The sequence below is a fragment of the Streptomyces sp. NPDC053513 genome (assembly GCF_044544765.1).
GTDB classification, from domain to species: domain Bacteria; phylum Actinomycetota; class Actinomycetes; order Streptomycetales; family Streptomycetaceae; genus Streptomyces; species Streptomyces litmocidini.
The window spans coordinates 240,559-264,221 of record NZ_JBITXP010000010.1 but is presented as its reverse complement, the minus strand read 5'-3'; the positions used below and the strand labels follow the sequence as shown (position 1 = coordinate 264,221).

Here is a 23,663-nt window from a genome sequence, read left to right as displayed (position 1 = left end):
GGGGGGACACGCCGGTCAGGGGCCCGGTGTGTGGCGGATGACCAGGAGAGCGACGTCGTCGTCGTTGTCCGGGGGGCGTGCGCGGGCGAGGAGTTCGTCCGTGAAGGACTCCAGGGGGCGGTGGATCAGGGAGGCGGCGTGGCGGCTGAGGCCGGTCAGGCCGTCGTCGAGGCCACGGGCCGGGGATTCGACCAGCCCGTCGGTGTAGAGCAGGAGGGTCGCGCCGGGCGGGATCTCGGTCGTCGCGTCGGGGCGGTCCTGGTCGGAGGCGATGCCGAGGAGGACTCCGTGGCCCTCGGTCAGGTAACGGGCGACGCCTTCGTGGGTGACCAGGAGCGGCGGGGGGTGGCCGGCGTTGGTCCAGGACAGCTCGCACCGGCCGTCGCGCTGTGTCATGCGGGCGAAGACCATGGTGGCCAGGGAGACTTCGGCGACGTCCATGGTGGCCCGGTCGAGCCATTCGACGATCTTGCTCGGCGGTTTCTCCTGGGACAGGGCGTAGGCGCGCAGCATGTTCCGCAGCTGGGCCATGCCGGCCGCGGCGTCCAGGTCGTGGCCGACGACGTCGCCGACGGCGAGGGCGGTGGCGCCGTCCGTCAGGGTGAACGCGTCGTACCAGTCGCCGCCCACCTGGGAGGCGTCCGGGGCGGGCAGGTAGCGGGCGGTCATGGTGTGGGCCGGGGTGTAGGGCAGTTTCGGCAGCAGGTGGCGCTGCATGGTCTCGGCGACCTTGCGCTGCCGCTGGTAGAGGCGGGCGTTCTCCAGGGCGAAGCCGGCGCGGCGGGCGATGTCCTCCAGGAGGACGGTGTCGGTCGTGGTGAACGGCTGTGGCTGGTCGGCGCGGCCGAGGGTGAGGGCGCCCAGCACCTCGTGCAGGCTGCGCAGGGGGACCATGACCGCCGAGTGCATGCCGGTCGCCTCGAAGAGGCGCCGCTGCTCGACCGCGATGCCGGAGTCGGGCGACCCCTGGTAGGTCTCGGGGCCGGCGAAGGAGGAGGCGACGCCGCGCAGGGCGCGGGACAGGGGCATCGAGGACTCCTGCGGCACCGGCGGCATCGGCCCCTGGAGGTCGTCCCGGAAGGCCACGCCGCCGTCCTCGGCGTGGGCCACGGCGAAGCGCCACACCTCGTCCCTCTCGCCGATCAGGTCGATGACCGCCCAGTCGGCGAGGCGGGGCAGGACGAGGTCGATCAGGCGGCGCAGCGCCTCGTGGACGTCGAGGGTGGAGGTGAGCAGGGTGGTCGTCTCGGCGAGCAGGGCGAGCCGTTCCAGTTCGGAGAGGTGCGTGCCGGCGAGGGGACGCCGGGCGGGCCGGTCGGCGGGTCTGGTGGAGTGGAAGAGGACGAGCGTGGCGGACGGGCGGGCGTCGAGCCGGCACGGGGTGGCCAGCCACGACACCGGCAGCAGGGTGCCGTCGCCGCGTTCGAACCACTCGCCCTCGCCCTGCTCCGTGCGCTCGGCGAGGGTGCTCTCCCGCATCCGGCACTGGGTCCGCGGCACTCTCGCCCCCGCCGCGGTGCGGTGCAGCAGGTCGTGGGCGTCCTGGCCGAGCAGGGCGGCGGCGGGGCGGCCGAGCAGCTTCTCTCCGAGTCTGTTGACGGCGACGATCAGGCCCTGCTCGTCCGCCAGGTAGGCGCCCGAGCCGAGGGCGTCCAGGGTCGTGGTCACGGCGTCCTGCGGACCGCCCGAGCCCGTCATGGCGTACACCTCCCGTCGTCGGGCCCTCCTTGTTCCTGCGGGTGCCCCCTGGGCGACGGGTGATGCCCGCCGAGGGCCCCGTCCGGGCTGATCGACAGTGCCTTCCGGTACAGGTCCGGGCGGGGCGCGGAGGGGGCGGGCGGGGACGGGCTGCCGCCTCCGGGGAGCCGGGCCGTGCGGAGGCCCTGGTACCGGCCGGGGAGCGGCGGTGCGGAGAGGCGCAGAAGTGTCTTGTGTCCGGTGCTTCTCCTGCAGTGGGGTGTCCCCCATGAAGCCGTCCCCCGTGAAGTCGTTCCCGGTGAAGTCGTTCCCGGTGAAGAAGAGAGGTGTCGCGTCACTGACCGCCGCCCTGACCGTGGCAGCCCTTCTGTCGGCAGGTGTGCCGGAGCAGCGCGCGGTGGCCGCCGAGGCCGGTGCCGGTCGTTCCCCGGCCCTCGCCGGGTCGGCGTTCCTGCGCGGGGTGGACCTGGACACGGTGACGATCCCCGAGCTGCAGGCGCGCATGAAGCGCGGGCACCTGACCTCGTCGGAGCTGACGCGGGCCTATCTCCGCCGGATCGAGGCGATCGATCCGAAGATCGACGCGGTGCTGCGCACCGACCCGACGGCCCTGGGGCAGGCAGCCGCCAGTGACCTCAGGCATCGCCTCGGAAAGGTCCGCGGTCCGCTCGACGGCATTCCCGTCCTGCTGAAGGACAACGTGGACACCCGGGACATGCCGACGACGGCGGGGTCGCTGGCACTGGCCGGAAGGCCGCCCGGCACGGACGCGGAGCTGGTCGGGAGACTACGGGCGGCGGGGGCGGTGGTCCTCGGCAAGGCGAACATGTCCGAGTGGGCCAACTTCCGTGCGGCGAAGCCGACCTCGGGCTGGTCGGCGGTCGGCGGGCAGACGCACAACCCCTACGTCCTGGACCGCAATCCGTGCGGATCGTCCTCCGGTTCGGCCGCCGCCGTCGCCGCCTCGTTGGCGCAGGTGGCCGTCGGCACCGAGACGGACGGCTCCATCGTGTGCCCGGCCGGAATGAACGGCGTCGTCGGCCACAAGCCCAGCCTCGGGCTGGTCAGCCAAGCGGGGATCGTGCCGATCTCCGCCGAGCAGGACACGGCCGGTCCCCTGGCCCGCAACGTCGTCGACGCGGCGATCGCCTTCTCGGTGCTCAGCGGTCACGCCACCACGGACGCCGGCGGCGCCCCCGGCCGCACGGAGGCGTTCCCGCGCCCCGGTTCCCTGCGCGGCAAGCGGATCGGCCTGTGGCGGCTCCCCTCGCTCGGTGCCGACGTGGACGCCCTGATGACCCGGACCGCGGCGCGGCTCCGTGCCGCCGGGGCACAGGTCGTCGAGGTGACACCCCCGTACCAGGACAGGCTCGCCGAGCTCGAGTTCCCTGCCCTGCTGAGCGAGTTCCACCGGGACGTCGACGCCTACCTCGCCTCCCGCAACGGGCCTCGCGACCTCGCCGGCCTGATCGAGTTCAACCGCGCGCATCCGGCCGAGCAGACCTGCTTCGCCGGTCAGGAGCTGTTCGAGCAGGCCCTCGCCGCGCCGTCGACCACGGACCCGCGCTACCGGGCCGTGCGCGCGGAGCTGAAGGACCTGTCCCGTCGTTCCATCGACGAGACCATGGCCGCCCACGACCTGGACGCCATCGCCTCCCCGGCGAACCCGCCCGCCTGGACGACCGACTGCGCGCGGGGCGACAACGACGTGATCCCGTCCTCCACTCCGGCCGCCGTCGCCGGCTACCCCTCGCTGTCCGTACCCGCCGGATTCGTCGGCGAGCTGCCGATCGGGCTGCTCCTGATGGCCGGCGATCGCCAGGACGAGGGCCTGCTGTCGCTGGGGGCCGCGGTCGAGCAGCGGCTCGACGCCCGGCGCGCGCCGCGGTACCTGCCCTCGGTGACGTCTCGCGCCACGGCCGGGAGCTCCCTGGCAGGTCTTGGCGGGGGCTCGCTCGACCTGAGGTGATCAGGTGACCGCGGCGCCCGGACGCGCTCGCCCCGCTGCCCCCGCTGGCCCAGCTGGCCCCACTGGCCCCGGGGAGGAGTTCCACGATGCGCGGTCCGGCGGGGTGGACGGTGGCGATCCGGTGAGGTGGACGGTGGCGCGGTCCTGCCGTACCGGACGGCAGGACCGCGCCACCGTGTGAGCGCGTCCGGCGGCTACTGGACGAACGGCAGGAGCAGGTCCGCCGTCGACTCCGCGTGGATCGTGAACCGCTCCCGCGCCTTCGCCGGATCGCCGTCCTCGATCGCCGCGACGAGCGCGCGGGGCTGCTGGTCCGGCATGCGGCGCGGCTCCACTCCGCCGGGATGGTCCGCGAGGAGCCGGGTCAGCTCGCCCTGGATGCCCTGCTCGGCCTCCAACAGCCGCTGGGATCCGGACAGTTCGGCGATGTACAGGTGCAGTCCGGCGTCCAGGGTGCGAGAGGCCTCCGCGTCGGCGACCGCCTCGACCGTGGCGGCCTCCAGTTCGCGCAGTCTGGCGAGGCTCGCCTCGGAGGCGCGGCGCGCGGCCCGGGCGGACGCCTCTCCGGACACCGCGATCCGCCAGGCCGTCAGCTCCTCGATGTCGGTCCGCGTGTACGGGTGGAGAGCGGTCAGCTCCCGGATCCGGCCGAGGACGTCCGGGACCACGTAGGTGCCGGCGTGGTGTCCGCGCCGGGTCTCGATCAGCCCGTCCTCCCGCAGGACCGCCGTGGCGTGCCGCACGGTCATCACGGCGACCCCGGACATCTCGGCAAGGGCCTTCTCCGGAGGGAAGCGATCGCGTCCGACCAGGATCCGCGCGCCGATGAGCTCGTTGAGCCGCCGCGCGACGGCCTCCGCGGCTCCCGCCGAGCGCACCGGCGCGATGTGCTGCTCCCAGCCCTTGTCGTCCATGAAATCCACCCTCTAGATTTCGCACTTCACCTGCACGTCGCGAGCAGCGGGAGAGCCCATGAGCACGACCGAGCCCACGGCACCGGCGCCCCTCATCGGGATACCCGTGCGCCTCAGCGACGCGCACGCGCCCGGCGCCGACCAGCGCGTCCTCGAGGCGAACCGCGTCTTCGACGACGTCGTCGCGCTGATCCGGGCCGCGGGCGCCGAGCCCGTCCTGTTGCGCCCCTCCTCCGACGGAAGCCCGCCCGACGAGCGGCTCGCCGACTGCCGCGGCTTCGTGGTGCCGGGCGGCGGGGACGTCGACCCGGCCCTGTACGGGGCCGACCCGCGGCACCCCGCGCTGTACGACGTCAATCCCGCGCAGGACCGGCTCGACACGGCCGTCATCCGGTACGCCCTCGACAACCGGCTGCCGCTCCTCGGCATCTGCCGCGGGATGCAGCTGCTGAACGTCCTCCGGGGCGGCACGCTCCACCTCGACCTGCCGAAGACCTCCGTGGAGCACGACCCGCGGAACGGCGAGGAGTGGACCGTCCACGAGGTCGCGCTCTCGGCCGGCAGCGCGGTGGCCCGGGTGTTCGGGCGCGACCGGATACCCGTGTCGTCCGGTCACCACCAGGCCGTCGACCGCGTCGGCGACGGCCTGCGGGTCTCGGCCCGCGCCGACGACGGATGCGTCGAGGCCGTCGAGTCCTCCGCGGGACCCGGGTTCCCGCGCGCCGGCGCGTGGACCCTCGGGGTCCAGTGGCATCCCGAGGCGTCCGTTCCCAGCCCGGAGCTGCGCCTGCCGCTGTTCCGCGCGCTCCTCGAGCAGGTGCGTCCCGGGGTGGAGGCAGGAGCCGGGCCGCGTCCGTGAAGTCCCCTCGTCGGGGACGGATCGCGTGGGGCCGTGCGGTCCGCTCCGCGCGGGAGATGATGGGCGGGAAAGACTGAAGAGCGAGATCAGGAGCTTCCATGGCGAACCGGGTTCACCGCCCCCGTGAGGACGCGGAGGTCGATTTCATCCTCAGGATGAGCGAAGTCCCGGTCCTCGCGTACTTCATCGGGACATGGCCCAAGGCGATCGAACCCAGCCGGGCGATGGACCTCGTCGTCGGTGCCGTCGCCGACGAGTACGCGGGCCGCCTGGCGGCCGTCCGCATCGACATCACGCGCTGTCCGGCCGCGACCGGGCGGTACGGGATCACCGGGGCCTCGTCCTACGTCCTGCTGAAGGAGGGGCAGACGGTGGCGCACGGCACGGGGCCCACGAGCACCGGCGAGATCCGGGAGTTGCTGGAGGGGCTTCTCTGAGAGCCGGGTCCCTCCCGGGGCGGGCGACGGCCCCTGCGCCTTCGCGGGTGCACGGGGGCGCCTCGCCGGGGGGCCTTCCCCCGCGCCGCCGGCCTCGGCGCGTCGGTCTTCGCCGGGGTCCGGGGATCAGAGGCGGGGCCGTACGGGGCCGCGCAGTCGGTTGCCGGTTCCGAGGGGTCGTTGCCGGCCCAGGAATGGATCCACGGTTCGGTGAACTCGGTGCGGCCGAGGTGGCCGCCCCCGTCCCGGTCGAGGCGGTCGAAGACGTCGCCGAGGTCGACGCTCTCGCGGTGCGCGTGCCGACCGGTCGCCGGTGCTCGGCGGAGGAGATACGGCCGTCGACGGTGTCGAAGACGGTCTCGGCGGTCTCCGCGACGACCTCGCGCATCGTGGGCAGCCGGTCCCCACGGCGAGGACCTCGTCCAGGTCGACCCTGCGTCACCGGCGGTGCGCGTGCAGGGTGGTGCGGAGCCGTGCCGCCCAGGCCCTCGGGTGGGTGGTGTTGCCGTTGTGCCCGCCGGGGAACGTGAGGACCGGTCGTTCGAGCAGCGCCCCTAGGCGGTGGGCGGCCCGGTGGTCGAAGACCGTGGGCGGGGTGGTGCGCCCGACGGCCGGCAGGATGCGGGTCCTGGTCGTACGGAGGCGGTCGCGGCAGCCGGGGTCGGTCCGCAGCGTGGTGAACTCCTCGGCGATGAAGCGGGCGAAGTTGCGCCGACGCTGTTCGTCCATCGGCTGCGGGGTCAGGTCGGGCTCCGCGTCCGGGTGGGCCGGGTCGATGCCGACGGACTTCGCGATGGCCGGGAAGGCCGCGGGCAGACCGCCCGTGGCGAACAGGTCCTGCAGCTCGGCCAGTTCGCGGCGGTGGGAGTCGGCTTCCGCGTCGAGCAGCCAGGGTGCGACGGGCTCGTGGGCGATCAGGGTGTCGAGTTGGTCGCCGTGCTCGGCGGCCAGGTGCAGTCCGATCACCGCACCGAAGCTGCAGCCGAGCATGAGGGCGGGGCCGTCGGTCACGTGCGCGAGGAGACGGTGGGCGTCGTCGGCGTGGTCGGCCATGGTGACCGGTCGGTCGGGGTCGTCGGGGGTGCTGCGGGACAGTCCCCGGCGGTCGTAGGTGACCAGGGTGAAGTCGTCGGCCAGGGCGTCGACGAGGTCGGTGGTGCGCCGGGCGTCGCCTTCGCCGCTCTGCGCGATGAGCAGGAGCGGGCCGGTTCCGCGCTGTTCGAAGTGGAGCGCGGCGCCGTCGACGGGCAGCAGGCCGGTGGTCGGCATGGGTTCTCCTTGCGTCGGTGATGCCCTCACGCTAATGCATCACTTCAGATACATCAATATCAATGCATCTGAAGCGATGCATCTTGAGCGATGTACCTTGGTCCGATGAACGGCATGGATCTGGCCCTCCTGGGCCGCACCCTGATGAAGCTCGGCGAAGCCGCCATCCCCACCGAGGGCATCGGCGTCCACGGGACGAGCACGCAGTCGGTGATCATCGTCGCGGCCGACATCAAGGCGCATCCCGGCACGCCCGTCAAGGACATCGCCACGCGGACCGGTTTCCCCCAGAGCAAGGTCTCCGCCTGCGTCGCCCGTCTGCGTGAAGCCGGCGCGGTCGAGACCCGCACCGACCCCGCCGACCGCCGGCGCACCCTCATCGACCCCTCCCCGGCCGTCTCCCCCCGCGTCGCGGAAGTCCGCTCCGCCGACATCGACGGCGTTCTCGTCCGTGTACTGGAGGACCCCGCACGCCTGGAGGAGGTCAAGGCCGCGCTGGGCGTCATCGCCGAACACCTCGGGCCGAGCGCCCTCACGCGCATCGGCGGCTGAATCCGTCGGCGGCCCCGGGCGGGACGCGACCCCCGCCGGTCACTCCACCGGCCAGGTGTGGGCCGGGGCGTTGAGGTGCATGAAGTCGATGTACTGGCCGGTCATACGGCGCAGGGCCGCGGGCCGGTCGAGGTGGGCGATGTCGTGGAGGTGGTGGAACATCTCCGCCTGCCACACCGCGCCGTTGCGGGCCGCCACGCACCGCTGCTCGACGATGCCGAGCAGCGGTTCGCGCCACTGCGCGTCCAGCCCCAGGGCCTCCAGACCCCGGTGGGCGAGCGGAAGGAGTCGGCGCAGGACCAGTTCGGTGGCGGGCACCTGGCCCGTGCCGGGCCAGAAGAGTTCGGCGTCGATGCCGCGCCGGGCCGCCGTGTGCAGGTTCTCCTCGGCGGCCGCGAACGACATCCGGGTCCATACCGGCCGGCCCTCGTCGACCAGGGCGCGGACGAGGCCGTAGTAGAAGGCGCCGTTCGACATCACGTCGGCCACGGTCGGTCCGGCGGGCAGCACCCGGTTCTCGACGCGGAGGTGCGGGACCCCGTCGACGACCGCGTAGACGGGGCGGTTCCAGCGGTAGACCGTGCCGTTGTGCAGGGTGAGTTCGGCCAGGTGGGGGGTCTCGCCGCGGTCGAGGGTCTCCTCGGGGTCCTCGTCCTCGCAGAGCGGCAGGAGCGCCGGGAAGTAGCGGGTGTTCTCCTCGAAGAGGTCGAAGACGCTGGTGATCCAGCGTTCGCCGAACCACACGCGGGGCCGCACTCCCTGGACCTTGATCTCGTCCGGCCGGGTGTCCGTGGTCTGCTCGAACAGCGGGATGCGGGTCTCGCTCCACAGTTCCTTGCCGAAGAGGAAGGGCGAGTTCGCGGCCAGCGCGACCTGGACGCCGGCGATGGCCTGGGCGGCGTTCCAGTACGCGGCGAACTGCTCGGGCGCGACCTGGAGGTGGAACTGGGTGCTGGTGCAGGCCGCTTCGGGCGTGATGGTGTCCGCGTAGGTCCGCAGCCGTTCCACCCCGTCGATCTCGATGAGGAGGTCCTCGCCGCGTGCCGCGAAGATCTGGTCGTTGAGGAGGTGGTAGCGCGGGTTCTCGGACAGCGCGCCCCGGTTCACGTCCTCGCGCTCCAGGGTCGGGAGGGTCCCGATCATGACCAGGTGCGCGCCGATGGCGGCGGCCTTCTCCTCGGCGTGGTTCAGGGCCTTGCGGATCTCCTCCTCCCACGTGTCGGGACCGCCCTCGGTGAGGCGGCGGGGCGGGATGTTGATCTCCAGGTTGAACCGGCCCAGCTCGCTCGACCAGGCCGGGTCGGCGATGGCCTCCAGGACCTCCGAGCCGCGCATGGCGGGCCTGGCGGTCCCGTCGACGAGGTTCAGCTCGATCTCCAGGCCGACCCGCGGCCAGTCCGCGTCGAAGCGCGCCTCGCGCAGCATCCGGGCGAGGACGTCGAGGGAGGCGCGCGTCCTGTCGCGGAAGCGGCGGCGGTCGTCACGCGTGAACGTCAGTGCCGGGACGTCACGGCCCATCGGATCCTCCCGGGGCTCGGCGGCGCGGATCCTCCTTCCTTCAGCGTGCCACCGGGAGACGGGCCGCGCCCGGCGCCGACCGCACCCTCCCCCCGGAGGGAGCGGAAAGGCCAGGTGGGGGCCTGATGCCGCCGGTGCTCCGCCGGATTTCCGGCCCGTCCGCGGCGAGGACGTGCGGCCTCGGCCACGGCGGGTTCCGGCCGCCGTCCTGCCGCCGGAGCCCGTCGGACGGAGACTGGAGGAGGGAGAGCGGCCGGGTGGACGAGCGGGGCTTCCACGTGGCGGCACGAGACGTTTCCCGCGTCTTCACACGGATACACCTTCCAGGTTGACATGCTCACTCCTAACCTGCCGCTTGCACCGCTCCCGTAGTCATCACCCTCAACCGGAGGTAGCCGTGTCCGGCGCGCCCAGGAAACGCCGCACCGCCCTTCTGTCCGCCCTCGGTCTCGCGGCCGCCTCGATCGGCCTGTGGGCCGGCTTCGGCGGCACGTCGCAGGCCCAGGCGGCGGCGACCGTCCCCACCCCCGACCACGTGGTCGTCGTGGTCTTCGAGAACCACGCCTACAGCCAGATCATCGGCAGCTCCAGCGCCCCGTACATCAACTCGTTGAAGAGCGGTGGCGCCAACCTCACCCAGTCGTACGCCGAGACCCACCCCAGCCAGCCCAACTACTTCGCGCTGTTCTCGGGCTCCACCCAGGGCATCACGGACGACTCCTGCTACACGCCGGGCTTCTCCTCCGCGCCGAACCTGGCCTCCGAGCTGATCGCCGCGGGCAAGACCTGGAAGAGCTACAACGAGACGCTTCCCAGCCAGGGATCGACCACGTGCAGCAGCGGCAAGTACGCGCGGAAGCACAACCCGTGGTTCGGCTTCTCGAACGTCCCGACCTCCTCGGCGTACACCATGGCGCAGTTCCCGACCGACTACACCACGCTGCCGCAGGTGTCGTTCGTGATCCCGAACCTGTGCAGCGACATGCACGACTGCTCCGTCGGCACCGGTGACACCTGGCTGAAGAACAACCTGGGCGCCTACGCGACCTGGGCGAAGACCCACAACAGCCTGCTCGTCGTGACCTTCGACGAGGACAACCGGCTCGCCGGCAACAAGATCGCGACCGTCCTGTACGGCCAGCAGGTGGTCCCGGGCTCGACGTCCGCGACCACGTACAACCACTACGACCTGCTCCGCACGATCGAGGACATGTACGGCACCACGCACGCCGGCCAGGCCGCCAACGCGACCCCGATCACCGGCATCTGGACGCCGTGACGTGTACGTAGCGGACAGTCGCAGCAACCCCGCGACGGCCGCGACGGCCGCCGCCCGGGACCTCGGTCCCGGGCGGCGCGCCGCCGTCGCACCGACCGTGCTCGCGCTCGGCACGGTCAGCCTCGTCACGGACGTGTCCTCGGAGATGGTCACGGCCGTGCTGCCGCTCTACCTGGTCGCCGGTCTCGGCCTCTCCCCGCTCGGATTCGGCCTCCTCGACGGCGTGTACAACGGTTTCAGCGCGCTCGTCCGGCTCGTCGGCGGCCATCTCGCCGATCGCGGCGGCCGGCACAAGTCGGTGGCGGTGATCGGCTACGGCCTCTCCGCGCTGTGCAAGCCCCTCCTCCTGGTGGCGGGTTCGCTGCCGCTGATCGGCGCCGTGCTGGCCGCCGACCGCACCGGCAAGGGCCTGCGGACCGCGCCGCGCGACGCGCTGATCTCGCTCGCCTCGCCGGAGGAGTCGCGCGGCCGCGCCTTCGGGGTGCACCGGGCGATGGACACCGCGGGCGCCCTGATCGGCCCCCTGGCCGCCTTCCTGATCCTCCGTCAGGCGACGGACGGTTACGACGCCGTGTTCACGGTCAGCTTCTGCGTGGCCGCGGTCGGCGTGCTCGTCCTGCTGCTCTTCGTACCGTCGCGTCCCCGGCCCCTGGCCGTGCCGCCGGACGGCGCGCCACGTGCCTCGCTCAAGGCCGCGCTCGGGCTGCTCCGGGTTCCCGACGTGCGCCGACTCGCCCTGACCGCGCTTTTGTTGGGGCTCGCCACGGTCAGCGACTCGTTCGTCTACCTGCTGCTGCAGCGGCGGCTCGGCGTCACCGACCACTGGTTCGCGCTGCTGCCGCTCGGCACCGCCGCCGCCTTCCTGCTGCTCGCCGTGCCCCTGGGCCGCCTCGCCGACCGGATCGGCCGCCGACGGGTGTTCCTCGGCGGCCACGGCGCCCTGCTGCTCGTGTACGGGGCGCTGCTCAGCGGCTGGCAGAGCCCGGCGCTCCCCTTTCTGGTCCTGGCGCTGCACGGCGGGTTCTACGCGGCGACCGACGGCGTCCTGATGGCGGCCGCGGCCGACTGCGTACCGGCCGAACTCCGCTCGTCGGGGCTGGCGTTGGTGCAGACGGGGCAGGCGCTCGCGCGGTTCGGCTGCTCGATCGCGTTCGGCGCGGCCTGGACCGCCTGGGGTGACCGCTGGGCGCTCGGGGCGGCGACCACCGTGCTCGCGGTGTGCGCGGCGGCGGCGTTCGTGCTGCGGCCCTCGACCCCGAGCACCGCCACGGCCCCGACCACCGGCACGGTTTCGGAGGAATCACCCGTATGACCCTGCGCACCAAACTGTTCGTCCTGCTCGCGGCGATCGTCGCGTTCGGCGGTGTGGCCGCCGCGTCGCTGCTGCACGCGGCGGACCGGGCCGCCGAGAAGGACCGTCCGCGGGCGGGCGGCCCCGCGATCGACTCCGGGCGGGTCTCGCTCGCGAGCGGCGCCGACCGCCGGATCGTCTTCCGCAACATGGCCTGGGGCCCGCACCGCGACGAGCTGGTCACCGTACCGGCCTCCGCCCCCACCGGCCCGCGCACCGCGTCCGGGGTGAAGTGCCTGCGCTTCCACGCGGCCGGCGGCACCGGGATCTGTCTGCAGGCCGTGCGCGGCGCGGTGGAGGACGGCTACCGGGCGGTCGTCGTCGACTCGGCCCTCCAGGAGCGGGCCCACTACCCGCTGCCCGGCATCCCGACCCGCGCCCGGGTCTCGCCGTCGGGCCGGCTGGTGGCGTGGACGGTGTTCGTCGGCGGTGACTCGTACGCGAGCGCGAGCTTCTCCACCCGTACCGCCGTCCTGGACACGTCGACGGGCCGGCTCACCGCGTCCCTGGAGGAGTTCCGGGTGGTGAAGGACGGCAAGGACCACCACGCCGCCGACACCAACTTCTGGGGGGTCACCTTCTCCCGCGACGACCGGCACTTCTACGCGACCATGGCGACCGGCGGCCGGACCTACCTGGTGCGCGGCGACCTGACGGCCCGTACCGTCACCACGCTCCACGAGAACGTCGAGTGCCCGTCGCTCTCCCCCGACGAGACGCGGATCGTCTACAAGAAGCGCGTCGCGGGCGCCCCCGCCGACGCGCCCTGGCACGAGTACGTCCTCGACCTCTCCACCCTGCGGGAGACCGCGCTCGCCGAGCCCCGCAGCGTCGACGACCAGGCCGTCTGGCTCGACGACCACACGGTCTCCTACTCGCTGCCGGGCGACTACGGCGCCGACCTCTACACCGTCCCGGCCGACGGCTCGGGCTCCCCGAAGCGCCTGCTGACGGCGGCACTGGCCCCGGCGTTCCTGGAGTGACGGGGCGAGGACCGGGGCGGACCCGTCCGGCGCCGAGCCGATCACGACCCGGCTGTCCGGGGCCGTCTCAGTGGTGGCGCGTCCGGAGGGAGCGGAGCGAGCCTAGGGCCGCGCGGGCCGCGTTGGCGCCGGGGGCGCCGTGGACGCCCCCGCCGGGATGAGCGCTGGCCGAGGCGAGGTACAGGCCGCGGACCGGGGTCCGGGGACGACCGCTGCCGGGGAACGGGCGCAGGACGAGCTGCTGGTGGAGCGCCGTGGTGCCCTGGTTGACGGCGCCGCCGACGAGCGCGGGGTTCAGAAGCTCCAGGTCCGGGGGCGCCAGGACGCGGCGGGCCACGATCGCGTCCCGGAAGCCCGGCGCCAGGCGCTCCACGCCCGCTTCGACCCGGGCGGCGAACACCTCCTTCTCGCGTTCGTCCCAGCGGCCCGCGAGGCCGTCCTCGCCCGCGTCGGCCCGGACGGACTGCGGCACGTGCGTGTAGCCCCACGCCGACTCGGTGCCCGCCGGGGAGCGGTCCGGATCCGCCGTGGTCATCTGCCCGAGGATGGTGAAGGGGACGTCCGGCACCCGTCCCGTGGCCAGCTGGGCGGCGAAGCGGGTGAGTTCGTCGACCCCGTCGACGACGTGGACGGTGCCGGCTTCCCGGGCGCCGGCGAAGCTCCACGGGATCGGGCGGGACAGCGCCCAGTCCACCTTGAAGGTCGCGAAGTCCCACTGGAACCGGCGCAGATCGGCGCGGACCGGTGCGGGCAGGTGCCGCCGGTCCACGAGCCGCCCGTACAGGACGGGGGCGGGGACGTCGGCGAGGACCGCCCGTCGTGCGGGGAACCACCCCCCGTCGCCGGTGCGCACGCCGACCGCGCGGCCCTCCCGTACCGACACCTCCGTGACCGTGCGGCCGCAGCGCACTTCGCCGCCCCGCGCGTACAGGCGGGAGACGAGGGCGTCGGTGAGGCCGGCCGCCCCGCCCGCCGGCACCGGGAACCCCTCGTCCTGGCCGAGCATGCACATCAGCCATCCGAAGCCGCCGCCGAGGGCGGACTCCGGGCCGAGGTCGGCGTGCAGGGCGTTCCCCGTGACGAGGAGCCGTCCGCCCTCGCCCGCGAAGTGCTCCTCGCCGAAGCGGCGGGCGGGAAGCAGCATGGTCCGCAGCAGCCGGAGGACGTCCCTCGGCCCGTGCCCGGTCACGAGTCCGAGGCCGTTCCGGACCGGCGGGAAGGGGGTGAACAGGGCGCCGACGAGGTCGTCGCGGTATTCGCTCCACCAGTGGTGGAGGCTTTCCCAGGCGGCGCCGTCGCCCGGCGCGAACGCCTCCAGCGAGGCGGCTGTGCGGTCGAGGTCCCGGCTGAGGAGGGCGCCCCTGCCGTCGGGCAGCGGGTGGGCCACGACGTACGGCGCGTGGCGCCAGCGCAGGCCGTGGCGGTCGAGCCCGAGGCTCCGCACGACGGGGGAGGCCGCCGCGAGCGGGTAGAAGGCGCTGAACAGGTCGTGGACGTAGTCGGGGTGGACGCCCCGGTCGCTCCGTACCGCGCCGCCGGGCACCTCCCGGGCCTCCAGGACGACGACGTGCCAGCCGGCGTCCGCGAGGATGTTGGCCGCCACCAGTCCGTTGGGGCCGGCGCCGACGACCACCGCGTCCGACGCCGTCATGACCGGTCCCGGGCGCCGTTCCCGTCACCGGGGCCCGGGGACGGGTGAGCGTCGTCGGAGCCCGAGGAAGGATGCTCGTCGCCAGGCGCCGGGGACGGACGACCGTCGCCGGAGGCGCCCGCGCGCGGCCGGCCCCGGGCGGAGGCGGTGGCCTCTTCCAACCGGGCCAGCAGGTGCCGGTGCCGCCAGCGCAGGACCAGGTCGGCTCCCGAGTTGTGCCAGCGGGCCGCCGGGCCCCTGAGCGGGTGCTCGTCGACGAGGACCAGGGTGTGGCTGCCCCAGGGCTCGACGAGGAAGGAGATCCGGGCGGAGCCGAGGTGTGTGACCGCCTCCAGCTCGAGCCGGCGGATCGGCTCGCACCGCCGCGAGATCGTCCGCCCGTGGTATGTCCACGGTCCCAGCTTCAGGGTGTAGCCGAGCTCGGCGTCCACGGCGGGCCAGTGGTCGTCCCGCTCCCAAGAATCGTGGGCGCCGACCACCCAGCGCGCGTACCGCTCCCCGTCGCTGAGCACCTCCCAGACTTCCTCGGGCGTCGCTTCCAGGACCCGGTTCCACTGCGCCACATTCCTCAACTCCTTCGGTGGTGCGGGGACGAGCGCCCCCTGGACGGCAGGTGCCGCGTCGCGGTCCGGACGGCGGCCGCCGAGGCCAGCGCGGCCGTGCATCCGGCGACGCGCCGCACGGCCGTACGGGCTCCCGCATGCCGTCCTCCGGCGACCGAGGCGGTCGCGTCCGACGGCTCGTACAGGACGCCCCGTGTGATCGGGGCCGTGCCGGGCGCGTCCAGGTAGACGCGCCCGGTGCGCCACCGGACCAGGCTCCGTACGGTCTCGGGGGCGAGGGCGTGGGCCCAGGGCAGGAGCCGGGATCCGGGCCCTACGTGGACACGGCGGCGCGGCCGGGCCGCGGCGCGCACCACGGCCCGGGCGACCCGCTGCGGAGTGGCGACGGCGGGCAGCGAGCGGAGGCGACGTCCCGTGTGGTTGGCCGCGTGCCGGAAGAACGGCGTGTCGACGCCCGCGGGCAGGATCGTGCACACCGCGACGGCGGTGTCGCCGCTGAGACGCAACTCCTGCCGCAGCACCTCGTCGAGCGTCGCCAGCGCGGCCTTGGACGCGGCGTACGCGCCCATGTACGGCGCCACCACGGCGCCGCCGAGCACCGAGGACACGTCGATCAGGGTCCCGCCGCCCTGTCGGCGCATCACCGGCAGGGCGGCGCGGGCGCCGTGGAAGGCACCCAGCACGTTGGTCTCCCACAGCCGGCGCACATCGGCCGGCGGCACCCGGTCGAGACGTCCCAGGACGCCCACCCCGGCGGCGTTCACCCAGACGTCGATCCGGCCGAACCGGTCCACCGCGGTCCGCGCGACGCGCTCCGTCGCGGCGAAGTCCGTGACGTCGGCGGTGACGGCCACGGCCTCGGCCCGGGGATGCGCCTCCGCGCACCGGGCGGCCACCTGGGCGAGGACGTCGGCGCTGCGGGCGGTCAGGACGAGCCGGGCGCCGCGCGCGGCGAAGGCGGCCGCCGCGGCCCGCCCGATGCCGCTCGACGCGCCCGTGACCACGACGACGGTCCCGGGTCCGGGCTCACGCGTATGTCGGTTCACGGTGGGCGTGTCACCGACATGGGCCGATTCATGCGGCGCTCCCGGACGGTGTTCCCGGATCCGGGAACACCTCACGTGGTTCCTTGTGCACCGTCCGCGACCGCCCGGGCGCCCTCTCCTCCGCCCTGGCGTGTTCCCCAGGGCCGGTCGGCCTGCCGGCACCGGGCGGTTCGCGGGGGGCGGCGGCCCGTGGAGTCAGGACACGGAGACGGGCAGGCACACCACGAGCACGCACAGCTCCGACGGGGAGGTCGAGGCCGGCGGCGTGTCCGGCTGGGTGGCCGGTACCTGGCTCGGGGAGCCGGTGGCATCCGTGGGGGCGGGGGGCTGCGCCGGTGTGTCCGTCGTCCCGGTCGTGCCCGTGCGGGCGGGGGGCGAGGCCGGCGCCGGGGCCGAGGAAGCCGGTGAGGTGTTCCGCGGCTCGGGGGCCGACGGCTCCGTCCGGTGGACGGGGGCGGCGGCATGCGCCCGGGAGACCGGCGGCGTCGTACGGAGGGAGGTCGTGGCGTACTGCCGACGCGACCGGTCGGGCACGGACGACTCGGCCGGCGGCGCGGACGGGACGACCGAGGCGCGGTGGGCGTCGGGCCGTACGGAAGGGGGAGGTGTCGCCTGCTCCGCCCGCTCGTCGACGGCGCCCGCTCCCGGGTCCTGCGGCGCCGTGGCCGCCTGGGCCCGGTCGCCGGACTGCCGGTCCATCCCGCTCACGGCCAGGCCGCCGCCGACGAGCGCGACGGCGGTCGCCACCACGGCCCGGCGCTGGTTCTTCCTCCAGCGGGCGCGCTGGCGGCGCCGTGCCGCCCGTCCCTCCGCCGACGTCGACGCGCCCATGAGCTCCGCCGGCGCGTCGCTTCCGGAGGCTCCTTCCGGGGCGGCGCCTTCCAGGACCGCGCCGACGGGGATCTCGTCGAGGAGCCGAACGTCACCGTCGTGCCATGTGCCCGAGGGAAGGGTGCCCGACGCGGACGCCGCACCCGTCGTCGTTGTGGCCACCGGGGCGGGGACGATGCGACCGCCGGTGGTGGTCGGAGCGATGTCCGGGGCGTAGGCGCCGCAGCCAGGGCACACCAGGGCGCCGTTGAGATGTCGGCGGCACGACGAGCAGTAGTCCATCTCCGTCTTTCGGGGTCGACGTGCCTGCCGCGGGCCCGGGGGACCTACGACACGGTCACGTTTGCAAACGGATTCGAGCGGTCTGCAACGCTAACCAAGCTTTCGAAAGACTGTGCGCAGCCTGTGTGATGCTCCTGTGCAGGATCCCGGGCACCTCGGTCCCGCCTCGACTTGCCCACGAGCGGGTGAGGGGTCGACCACGCGTGCGGACACCGCGTCACGATGCGGCTCTCCGGCCTCCGACCAGCTGAGGCCCTGCCGAAAGGCCCTCCGGTGAACCGTCGTCGTACCTTCGCGGCAGCTGCGAGTACGGCTTCTTCGGCGCCCCCCACCGCCCCGTTCCGGGGCGTTACCACGGGCCCCTCGTCGCCACCGATCGCCACTGAACGCCGTCGACCGCCACTGAACGCCACGACCGACCACGAGGACGCTTTCCGCCCGGGACGAGGACCGCCTTCCTCCCGGGCGGAACCCGTGATCGAACAGCGGCGAGGGGTTAAGGGCGCCCAACCAGGTCAGACGCACGGGCGAAAGGAGTCCCCTTCCAGCGGTTCAGGAGGACGCGATGAGCAATCCCCAGCAACCCGCACAGCGGCGGAGCGGCAAGGGAGCGGGCACGCCGGAGGAAGCCGCGGCCCTCAAGGCGCGGCAGAAGCCGGGAGGCGCGGAGAAGTCCTCGGGGCGCGCCCACGGCACCGACAAGGGAGACCGGGGCGGCGGCGAAGGAGGGGGCACCCCGCCCGATCAGAAGGGCACGGGTGCTTGATCGACGACCCTGACGGCAAGGCCTGCCCCGTCACCCCGCCCCTCGGCGGCCGGGCGGGGCAGAGCTCCGCGGGATCCGCGCTCCGGCCCCGGCGGCCGGTCACCGTGGGCGCTGGTGCTCCGGAACCGTCGCCGCGGGTGCGGAGACCCCGTCGGTACGGGGGACGGCGAGCGTCGCCGGGTGCGCGGTGTGCGTGTCGAGGACGGCGAGCGCCTGGGCGTCGTCGCGGTCGATCAGCCAGTGGAGGGTGGGGCCTTCGAGAAGGTCGGGGCCGTGGCGGGCGAGGAAGGCGAGCGCCCGGAGCACGATCCGTTCGATCACGCCGTGCAGCAGCTCCCGCTTGGAGCGGAAGCGGTGGTGGAACGCCCCGAGGGGACACCCGCCTCGGCGACGACGGCCCGGGGGTGGCCTCGGCGACGCCGTCACGGATCATCACGCGGATCGCGGCCTCGACGAGTTGTTCGCGGCGCCCGTCGGCCGAGTGGCGGGCCCTGCGGTCTCCCTGGGGCGGGGCCGGGCGGTGGATCCGGCAAGCGGGTCGCGGCGACGAGACCGGGAGGGGGGCCGGGTGGTGGGTCTGGCCGGTGCGGGTGAGTGGCTGGCGTGCGCGGGTGGCCGACGTACGCGGGTGGCCGACATACGCGGGTGGCCGACGGTCACAGGAAGGCGTGGCCCTCGCCCCGGTAGGTCGGGACGACGTCGACGATCCGATCGCCCTCGACCAGGTGCAGCTCGTTCACCCGCTCGCACAGTTCACCCGCTTTGGCGTGCCGGAACCACACGCGGTCGCCCAGCCGCAGGGCATCGGCCGCCCGGCCGGTGAGAGGGGTCTGGACCTCGCCCGCGCCTTCGCGGGGCAGCAGCCGCAGCCCCGTCGGCCGGACCGGCAGGGGCAGCCGGTCCGCACCCGCGGGTCCGGAGGCGGTCCAGCCGCCGCCGAGGACGGTCACGTGGCGGACGCCGGGCCTGCGGACGACGGGCAGCACGAAGTGGGCGGCGGGCGACGGCCGGAAACGCCGGTAGTGGTCGAAGAGGCCGGGGGCGTACAGGCCGGACCCGGCCCCGAGTTCGGTCACGGCCGGTTCGGCGGAGGTGGTCTCCAGGCTGCCCGTTCCGCCGCCGTTGACGAACTCCAGGGGTGCCAGGGCCCGTACGGCTCCGACGGCGGCGGCGCGGCGCTCGCGCAGTTCGCGCGTGGAGACGCGCTGCACGAGCCGGACGGCCGCGCGGGCCAGGGCGGGACCGGGCTGGTCGTCGCCGACGCCGGCGATCTGCCCCTCGTACGCCATGAGGCCGACGAGCCGGAACCGTGGCCGGGCGAGCACGGCGAGGGCGAGGTCACGGGTCTGTTCGGGCGAGTGCAGGGGCGAGCGGCGCATGCCGAGGTGAAGGCGTCCGCCGGCCAGGCGGAGGGAGGCGTCGAGGTCGAGGCAGACGCGCAGGGGCGGGCCGTCCGGACCGACGACGGAGGCGATGAGGTCCAGGTGTTCCACGGAGTCGACCATCAGGGTGACGCGCTCCGCGAGCCGCCGGTCGCCCGCCAGGTGCCGCAGGGCGGGGGCGTCGGTCGTCGGGTAGCCGACCAGGACGTCCTCGTGTTCCGCCGCGAGCCACAGGGCCTCGGGGAGGGTGAAGGCCAGGACGCCGGAGAAGCCGGGCAGGCGCAGGACGTCGCCGATCAGGCGACGGCAGCGCAGCGATTTGCTGGCCAGGCGGATCGGCTTGCCGCCGGCCCTGCGCACCATCTGGGCGGCGTTGGCGCGCAGGGCCCCGAGATCGGCGACGGCGAACGGCGGCTGGAGGTCGGCGGTGGCGCGTTGCAGCTCGGGGAAGCTCGCGGGTCGCGGCGCCGGGTTCGCGCTCCGGTCCGTGGGGTGCGTGGTTTCCGTGGCGGGGGTGGAACGTCCCATGGGGTGCGGGCCTTTCTCGGGGCCGGGACCGGGACCGAAGCCGGCTCGGGTGGCGCCCACCTTCTCTTGGACGGTTGTCCGGGTCAAGCGTCCTGAAGGCTTGACTTGGGCGACCCGCCGAGTTCAGGCTTCCGGGGACCGCGACCCCGGCCGCGTGCCGTCGAGCGCGCCGACGAGCACCATCGGCCCCTGCTCGTCGATCCGTCGATCCGTCGATCCGCCGATCCGTCGGCCCGATCAATCCCGTCGAGAGGACTTCCCGCATGACCGAGGTGTGGCGCAACTGGTCCGGCAGCGAGCGGGCCCGCCCCGTTCGCGTCCTGCGGCCGACGCGTACGGAGGAGGTGGCCGCCTCCGTCGCGGAGGCGGCACGGGACGGGCTGAGGGTCAAGGCGGTCGGCTCCGGGCACTCGTTCAGCGGCGTCGCCGTGGCGCCCGGCGTCCAGGTGCGGCTGGACCGCCTGGCCGGTCTGAACTCCGTGGACAGGGAGAGCGGGCTGGTCACGGTGGGGGCCGGGATGCCGCTGTGGCGGCTCGGTCCGCTGCTCGCCTCCCACGGACTGGCCCTGGAGATCATGGGCGACATCGACCGGCAGACCGTCTCGGGTGCCGTCTCGACCGGGACGCACGGCTCGGGGCTGCGCTTCGGCGGCATCGCCACCCAGGTCAGGGCGCTGCAACTGGTCCTGGCCGACGGCTCGGTCGTCCGCTGCTCCGCCGACGAGCGACCCGAGCTGTTCCGGGCCGCGCGGGTCGGCATCGGGGCGCTCGGCGTGGTCACCGAGGTCACGCTCCAGTGCGTCGACCAGTTCGCCCTGCACGCCCGGGACACCGCGATGCCGGTCGCCGAGGTCCTGGACCGGGTCGACGAACTCACGGAGGACAACGACCACTTCGAGTTCTTCTGGTTCCCGCACAGCGAGACCGCGCTGACCCGGCGCTTCCGCCGGCTGCCGGCGGACGCCCCGCTGAAGCCGATCGGCGCCCTGACCCGCCGTGTCGACGAGACGGTCAGCGGTCTCGGCTTCGAGGGCCTGTGCCGGCTCGGCACGGCGGTCCCGGCCCTGGTGCCGCCGATCGCCCGGTTCGCGGCGCGGGCGATGTCCGCGCGCGAGTGGACGGACCTGTCCCCCAGGGTCTTCGCCTCGCCGCGTGACGTCCGCTTCCACGAGGGCGAGTTCGCCGTCCCCCGCGAGCACGCCGTCGACGCGCTCCGGGAGATCAAGCGGTGGATCGACACCACCGGGGAGCGGGTGTCCTTTCCGCTGGAGGTGCGGTTCTCGGCCGCCGACGACATCTGGCTGTCCACCGCGCAGGGGCGGGAGAGCTGTTACATCGCCTTCCACCAGTACCACCGGATGCCGTACCGCCGTTACTTCGAGGCGTGCGAGGACATCCTCGGCTCCTACGGCGGCCGTCCGCACTGGGGCAAGATGCACACGCTCGACGCCGACGCCCTCCGTCCCCGCTACGAACGCTTCGACGACTTCGTCGCCCTGCGCGACGGCCTCGACCCGACCGGGGTCTTCGCCAACCCCTATCTCGACCGTGTCCTGGGGCTCGCCCCCGAGGCCGTACCCGTCCGCGACCGCGTCGGGCTCCCTGCCTGACCGCCGCCGCGCGTCGGCTCCGCCGGCCACCAGACCGCGGGGCCGATGTCCCGGACGAGGGCCGGAACCAGGAGCGACCGGACCACGAGGGTGTCGAGCAGGACGCCGAAGGCCACGATGAAGGCGATCTGGACAAGGAACGCCAGCGGGATGACGCCCAGCGCGGCGAACGTGGCGGCGAGGACGACTCCGGCCGAGGTGATGACCCCGCCCGTGGCGACCAGGCCGCGGCGCACGCCCTCCCGCGTGCCGTGCAGCACCGTCTCCTCGCGCACCCGCGACATGAGGAAGATGTTGTAGTCGACGCCGAGGGCGACCAGGAAGACGAATCCGTACAGGGGGACGGCCGGGTCGGTCCCGGTGAAGCCGAGGACGTGCTCGAACACGAGGGCGGAGACCCCCAGCGTGGCCAGGAAGTTGAGCCCGACCGTCGCCACCAGCAGGACGGGCAGCAGCAAGGAGCGCAGCAGGCCGACGAGGATCACCAGGATGATCGCCAGCACGACGGGGACGATGAGCGCCCTGTCCCGTTCGGCGGTGACCTGGGTGTCGTACCGCTGGGCGGTGTAGCCGCCGACGAGGGCGTCGCCCTCCGGTACGGCGCGCAGGGTGGCGCGGAGGCGCCCGACGGTGTCCTTGGCGGCGTCGGAGTCCGCGGCGTCCGCGAGGGTGACGTCGATCCGGACGCGGCCGTCCGCGACGAGCGGCCGTGCGGTGCCGGGGGCGGCGAAGAGGACGGCGGAGTCGACTCCGTCGACGGCCTGGGCGGCGGCGCGCACCTCCTCGGCGGCCGCCTCGTCGGCGATGACGACGGCGGGGTTGCCCGCGCCGCCGGGGAAGTGCTCGCCCAGTCGCTCCTGGGCGGCGACGGACGGGGCGTCCTTGACGAAGATCTCGTCGAGCGGGACGCCCTTCGAGTCGAGCGCGGGAGAGAAGGCGGCGCAGACGAGGAGGGCGGTGAGGGTGGTGGCCCAGACCTTGCGCGGGGCTCTGTCGACGAGGGCCGCCACCTTGCGCCAGACGGGGTGCGCGTCGTCCCCGGCGGCCGCCTTGGGGCGGGCCGGCCAGTACGCGGCCCGCCCGAGGAGGACCAGGGCGGCGGGGAGGAACGTCACCGCGCTGAGGAAGGCACAGGCGATGCCGATGGCGCCGACGGGGCCGAGCGCCCGGTTGTTGGTGAGGTCGCTGAGCAGCAGGGCGAGCAGACCGAGCGCGACCGTGGCGGCGCTGGCCGCGATCGGGCCGAGGGACTGCTTCAGGGCGGCACGCATGGCCGGCGCCCTGGCCCCGGCGCGGGCGCCGAGTTCTTCCCGGTAGCGGGCGGCCAGCAGGAGGGCGTAGTCCGTCGCGGCGCCGATGACGAGGATGGACAGGATGCCCTGCACCTGGCCGTCGACCCGTACGACGCCCCGGTCGGCCAGGACGTAGACGACGGCACAGGCCAGGGCGAGGGCGAAGACGGCCCCGACGATGATCAGCAGTGGCAGCAGGACGCTCCGGTAGACCAGGAGCAGGATCACCAGGACGGTCACCAGGGCGACGACGAGGAGAAGACCGTCGATGCCGGCGAAGGCGTCGCCCAGATCCGCCTGCGTGGCGGCGGGGCCGGCCAGCCACGTCTCGGTCCCCGGCACGGCGGACGCCGCCGCGTCGACCTTCTCCAGCACGGCGGGCAGCTCGTCACCGAGGTCGGGGCGGAGCTGGACGACGCCGCGCAGGGCCTCGCCGTCCTCGGACGGGAACGCCGGGGAGGGCGCGCCGACCACTCCTTCCGTGCCTCCGAGCGCCGTCAGGGCCTCCGTGGCGGCCGCCCGGGCCGACGGGGCGAGACGCCCCCCGCCCTCCGCCGTCCAGACGACCAGGACCGGCAGGGTCTCCTCCTGGCGGAACGCCTCCTGCTGCCGCAGGACCAGGGTGGACTCCGCGGTGCGGGGCAGGAAGGCCGCCTGGTCGTTGGTCGACACTTCGCCGAGCTTGCCGGCGTAGGGGCCGAGCCCTCCCCCGACGGCGAGCCAGAGGACGAGCACCAGCAGCGGCAGCAGTCTGCTCGCCCACCGCAGGAATGCGGACATGAGGACTCCCCGAGGGTATCTCGACGGTTGATTATCTCAATGATCGAGATAGATTGAAGCACGGACCGGTTCGGACATCGCCGGGGGGACGTACGGGCACGGC

General features: G+C 74.0%; 20 protein-coding genes. 9 read left to right on the top strand and 11 right to left on the bottom strand.

Going from position 1 to position 23,663, the window contains the following annotated elements:
* Positions 1-15: 15 nt before the first annotated feature.
* Positions 16-1,698 carry a SpoIIE family protein phosphatase gene (locus ACIGW4_RS20220; RefSeq protein WP_399582053.1) on the bottom strand — a complete coding sequence of 561 codons (1,683 nt, stop codon included), beginning with the start codon at positions 1,696-1,698 and terminating at the stop codon, positions 16-18.
* A 268-nt stretch (positions 1,699-1,966) separates the two neighbouring features.
* Between ACIGW4_RS20220 and ACIGW4_RS20215 the strand changes: the two genes are divergently transcribed.
* Complete coding sequence (locus ACIGW4_RS20215; protein ID WP_399582050.1) at positions 1,967-3,667, top strand: amidase; 1,701 nt, start codon at positions 1,967-1,969, stop codon at positions 3,665-3,667.
* A gap of 194 nt (positions 3,668-3,861) precedes the next feature.
* Here the strand turns inward: ACIGW4_RS20215 and ACIGW4_RS20210 are convergent, their stop codons facing one another.
* Positions 3,862-4,581, bottom strand: a complete 720-nt coding sequence (locus tag ACIGW4_RS20210; protein WP_399582048.1) for a FadR/GntR family transcriptional regulator — start codon at positions 4,579-4,581, stop codon at positions 3,862-3,864.
* 58 nt (positions 4,582-4,639) lie between these two features.
* Between ACIGW4_RS20210 and ACIGW4_RS20205 the strand changes: the two genes are divergently transcribed.
* Together ACIGW4_RS20205 and ACIGW4_RS20200 are read left to right on the top strand one after the other, a co-directional pair.
* Positions 4,640-5,440, top strand: coding sequence for a gamma-glutamyl-gamma-aminobutyrate hydrolase family protein (locus ACIGW4_RS20205; RefSeq protein WP_398711384.1), 801 nt, complete (start codon positions 4,640-4,642; stop codon positions 5,438-5,440).
* A gap of 98 nt (positions 5,441-5,538) precedes the next feature.
* Positions 5,539-5,877 (top strand): co-chaperone YbbN, encoded by a 339-nt coding sequence (locus tag ACIGW4_RS20200; protein WP_123457909.1) that lies wholly within the window; start codon positions 5,539-5,541, stop codon positions 5,875-5,877.
* Between the two features lie 438 nt (positions 5,878-6,315).
* On the opposite strand, the gene ACIGW4_RS20195 is transcribed toward ACIGW4_RS20200, so the two are convergent.
* Entirely contained in the window at positions 6,316-7,146 is an 831-nt protein-coding gene (locus ACIGW4_RS20195; RefSeq protein ID WP_398711382.1) for an alpha/beta fold hydrolase, read from the bottom strand.
* 105 nt (positions 7,147-7,251) lie between these two features.
* Here ACIGW4_RS20195 and ACIGW4_RS20190 point away from each other — a divergent pair, with 105 nt between their 5' ends.
* Entirely contained in the window at positions 7,252-7,698 is a 447-nt protein-coding gene (locus tag ACIGW4_RS20190) for a MarR family winged helix-turn-helix transcriptional regulator (RefSeq protein WP_399582044.1), read from the top strand.
* A 39-nt stretch (positions 7,699-7,737) separates the two neighbouring features.
* On the opposite strand, the gene ACIGW4_RS20185 is transcribed toward ACIGW4_RS20190, so the two are convergent.
* Entirely contained in the window at positions 7,738-9,216 is a 1,479-nt protein-coding gene (locus ACIGW4_RS20185; protein ID WP_123457911.1) for a glutamate-cysteine ligase family protein, read from the bottom strand.
* A 397-nt stretch (positions 9,217-9,613) separates the two neighbouring features.
* Here ACIGW4_RS20185 and ACIGW4_RS20180 point away from each other — a divergent pair, with 397 nt between their 5' ends.
* From ACIGW4_RS20180 to ACIGW4_RS20170, 3 genes are read left to right on the top strand one after another with little or no spacing between them, the layout of a single operon-like run.
* The gene (locus ACIGW4_RS20180; RefSeq protein ID WP_359587244.1) at positions 9,614-10,495 is read left to right on the top strand and encodes an alkaline phosphatase family protein; all 882 of its coding nucleotides are present in this window, start codon (positions 9,614-9,616) and stop codon (positions 10,493-10,495) included.
* Position 10,496: 1 nt separating this feature from the next.
* Positions 10,497-11,807, top strand: a complete 1,311-nt coding sequence (locus tag ACIGW4_RS20175; protein ID WP_399582042.1) for an MFS transporter — start codon at positions 10,497-10,499, stop codon at positions 11,805-11,807.
* Positions 11,804-12,829, top strand: a complete 1,026-nt coding sequence (locus ACIGW4_RS20170) for a TolB-like translocation protein (protein WP_399582039.1) — start codon at positions 11,804-11,806, stop codon at positions 12,827-12,829. Before ACIGW4_RS20175 ends, ACIGW4_RS20170 begins: the two co-directional genes overlap by 4 nt.
* 67 nt (positions 12,830-12,896) lie before the next feature.
* On the opposite strand, the gene ACIGW4_RS20165 is transcribed toward ACIGW4_RS20170, so the two are convergent.
* The 4 genes from ACIGW4_RS20165 to ACIGW4_RS20150 all read right to left on the bottom strand — a co-directional run bounded on the left by ACIGW4_RS20165 (position 12,897) and on the right by ACIGW4_RS20150 (position 17,082).
* Positions 12,897-14,480 carry a phytoene desaturase family protein gene (locus ACIGW4_RS20165; protein WP_399582036.1) on the bottom strand — a complete coding sequence of 528 codons (1,584 nt, stop codon included), beginning with the start codon at positions 14,478-14,480 and terminating at the stop codon, positions 12,897-12,899.
* A complete protein-coding gene (locus tag ACIGW4_RS20160) occupies positions 14,477-15,043 on the bottom strand; it encodes an SRPBCC family protein (protein ID WP_185094843.1) in 567 nt (188 codons plus the stop codon). Before ACIGW4_RS20160 ends, ACIGW4_RS20165 begins: the two co-directional genes overlap by 4 nt.
* 5 nt (positions 15,044-15,048) lie before the next feature.
* Complete coding sequence (locus ACIGW4_RS20155) at positions 15,049-16,089, bottom strand: SDR family NAD(P)-dependent oxidoreductase (RefSeq protein ID WP_399582034.1); 1,041 nt, start codon at positions 16,087-16,089, stop codon at positions 15,049-15,051.
* Positions 16,090-16,284: 195 nt separating this feature from the next.
* Positions 16,285-17,082, bottom strand: a complete 798-nt coding sequence (locus tag ACIGW4_RS20150) for a hypothetical protein (protein WP_399582032.1) — start codon at positions 17,080-17,082, stop codon at positions 16,285-16,287.
* Positions 17,083-17,767: 685 nt separating this feature from the next.
* Here ACIGW4_RS20150 and ACIGW4_RS20145 point away from each other — a divergent pair.
* Positions 17,768-17,968 (top strand): hypothetical protein, encoded by a 201-nt coding sequence (locus ACIGW4_RS20145; RefSeq protein WP_123457917.1) that lies wholly within the window; start codon positions 17,768-17,770, stop codon positions 17,966-17,968.
* Between the two features lie 99 nt (positions 17,969-18,067).
* Here ACIGW4_RS20145 and ACIGW4_RS20140 read toward each other — a convergent pair whose 3' ends face one another.
* Both ACIGW4_RS20140 and ACIGW4_RS20135 read right to left on the bottom strand, forming a co-directional pair.
* A complete protein-coding gene (locus ACIGW4_RS20140) occupies positions 18,068-18,289 on the bottom strand; it encodes a hypothetical protein (RefSeq protein ID WP_399582030.1) in 222 nt (73 codons plus the stop codon).
* A gap of 335 nt (positions 18,290-18,624) precedes the next feature.
* Positions 18,625-19,878, bottom strand: a complete 1,254-nt coding sequence (locus ACIGW4_RS20135) for an amino acid deaminase/aldolase (RefSeq protein WP_399582027.1) — start codon at positions 19,876-19,878, stop codon at positions 18,625-18,627.
* A 263-nt stretch (positions 19,879-20,141) separates the two neighbouring features.
* On the opposite strand from ACIGW4_RS20135, the gene ACIGW4_RS20130 reads away from it, so the two are divergent.
* A complete protein-coding gene (locus tag ACIGW4_RS20130; RefSeq protein ID WP_399582025.1) occupies positions 20,142-21,488 on the top strand; it encodes a D-arabinono-1,4-lactone oxidase in 1,347 nt (448 codons plus the stop codon).
* Here the strand turns inward: ACIGW4_RS20130 and ACIGW4_RS20125 are convergent.
* Positions 21,416-23,560, bottom strand: coding sequence for an MMPL family transporter (locus tag ACIGW4_RS20125; RefSeq protein WP_398711360.1), 2,145 nt, complete (start codon positions 23,558-23,560; stop codon positions 21,416-21,418). The two genes, ACIGW4_RS20130 and ACIGW4_RS20125, sit on opposite strands and share 73 nt — an antisense overlap.
* Positions 23,561-23,663 lie beyond the last annotated feature (103 nt).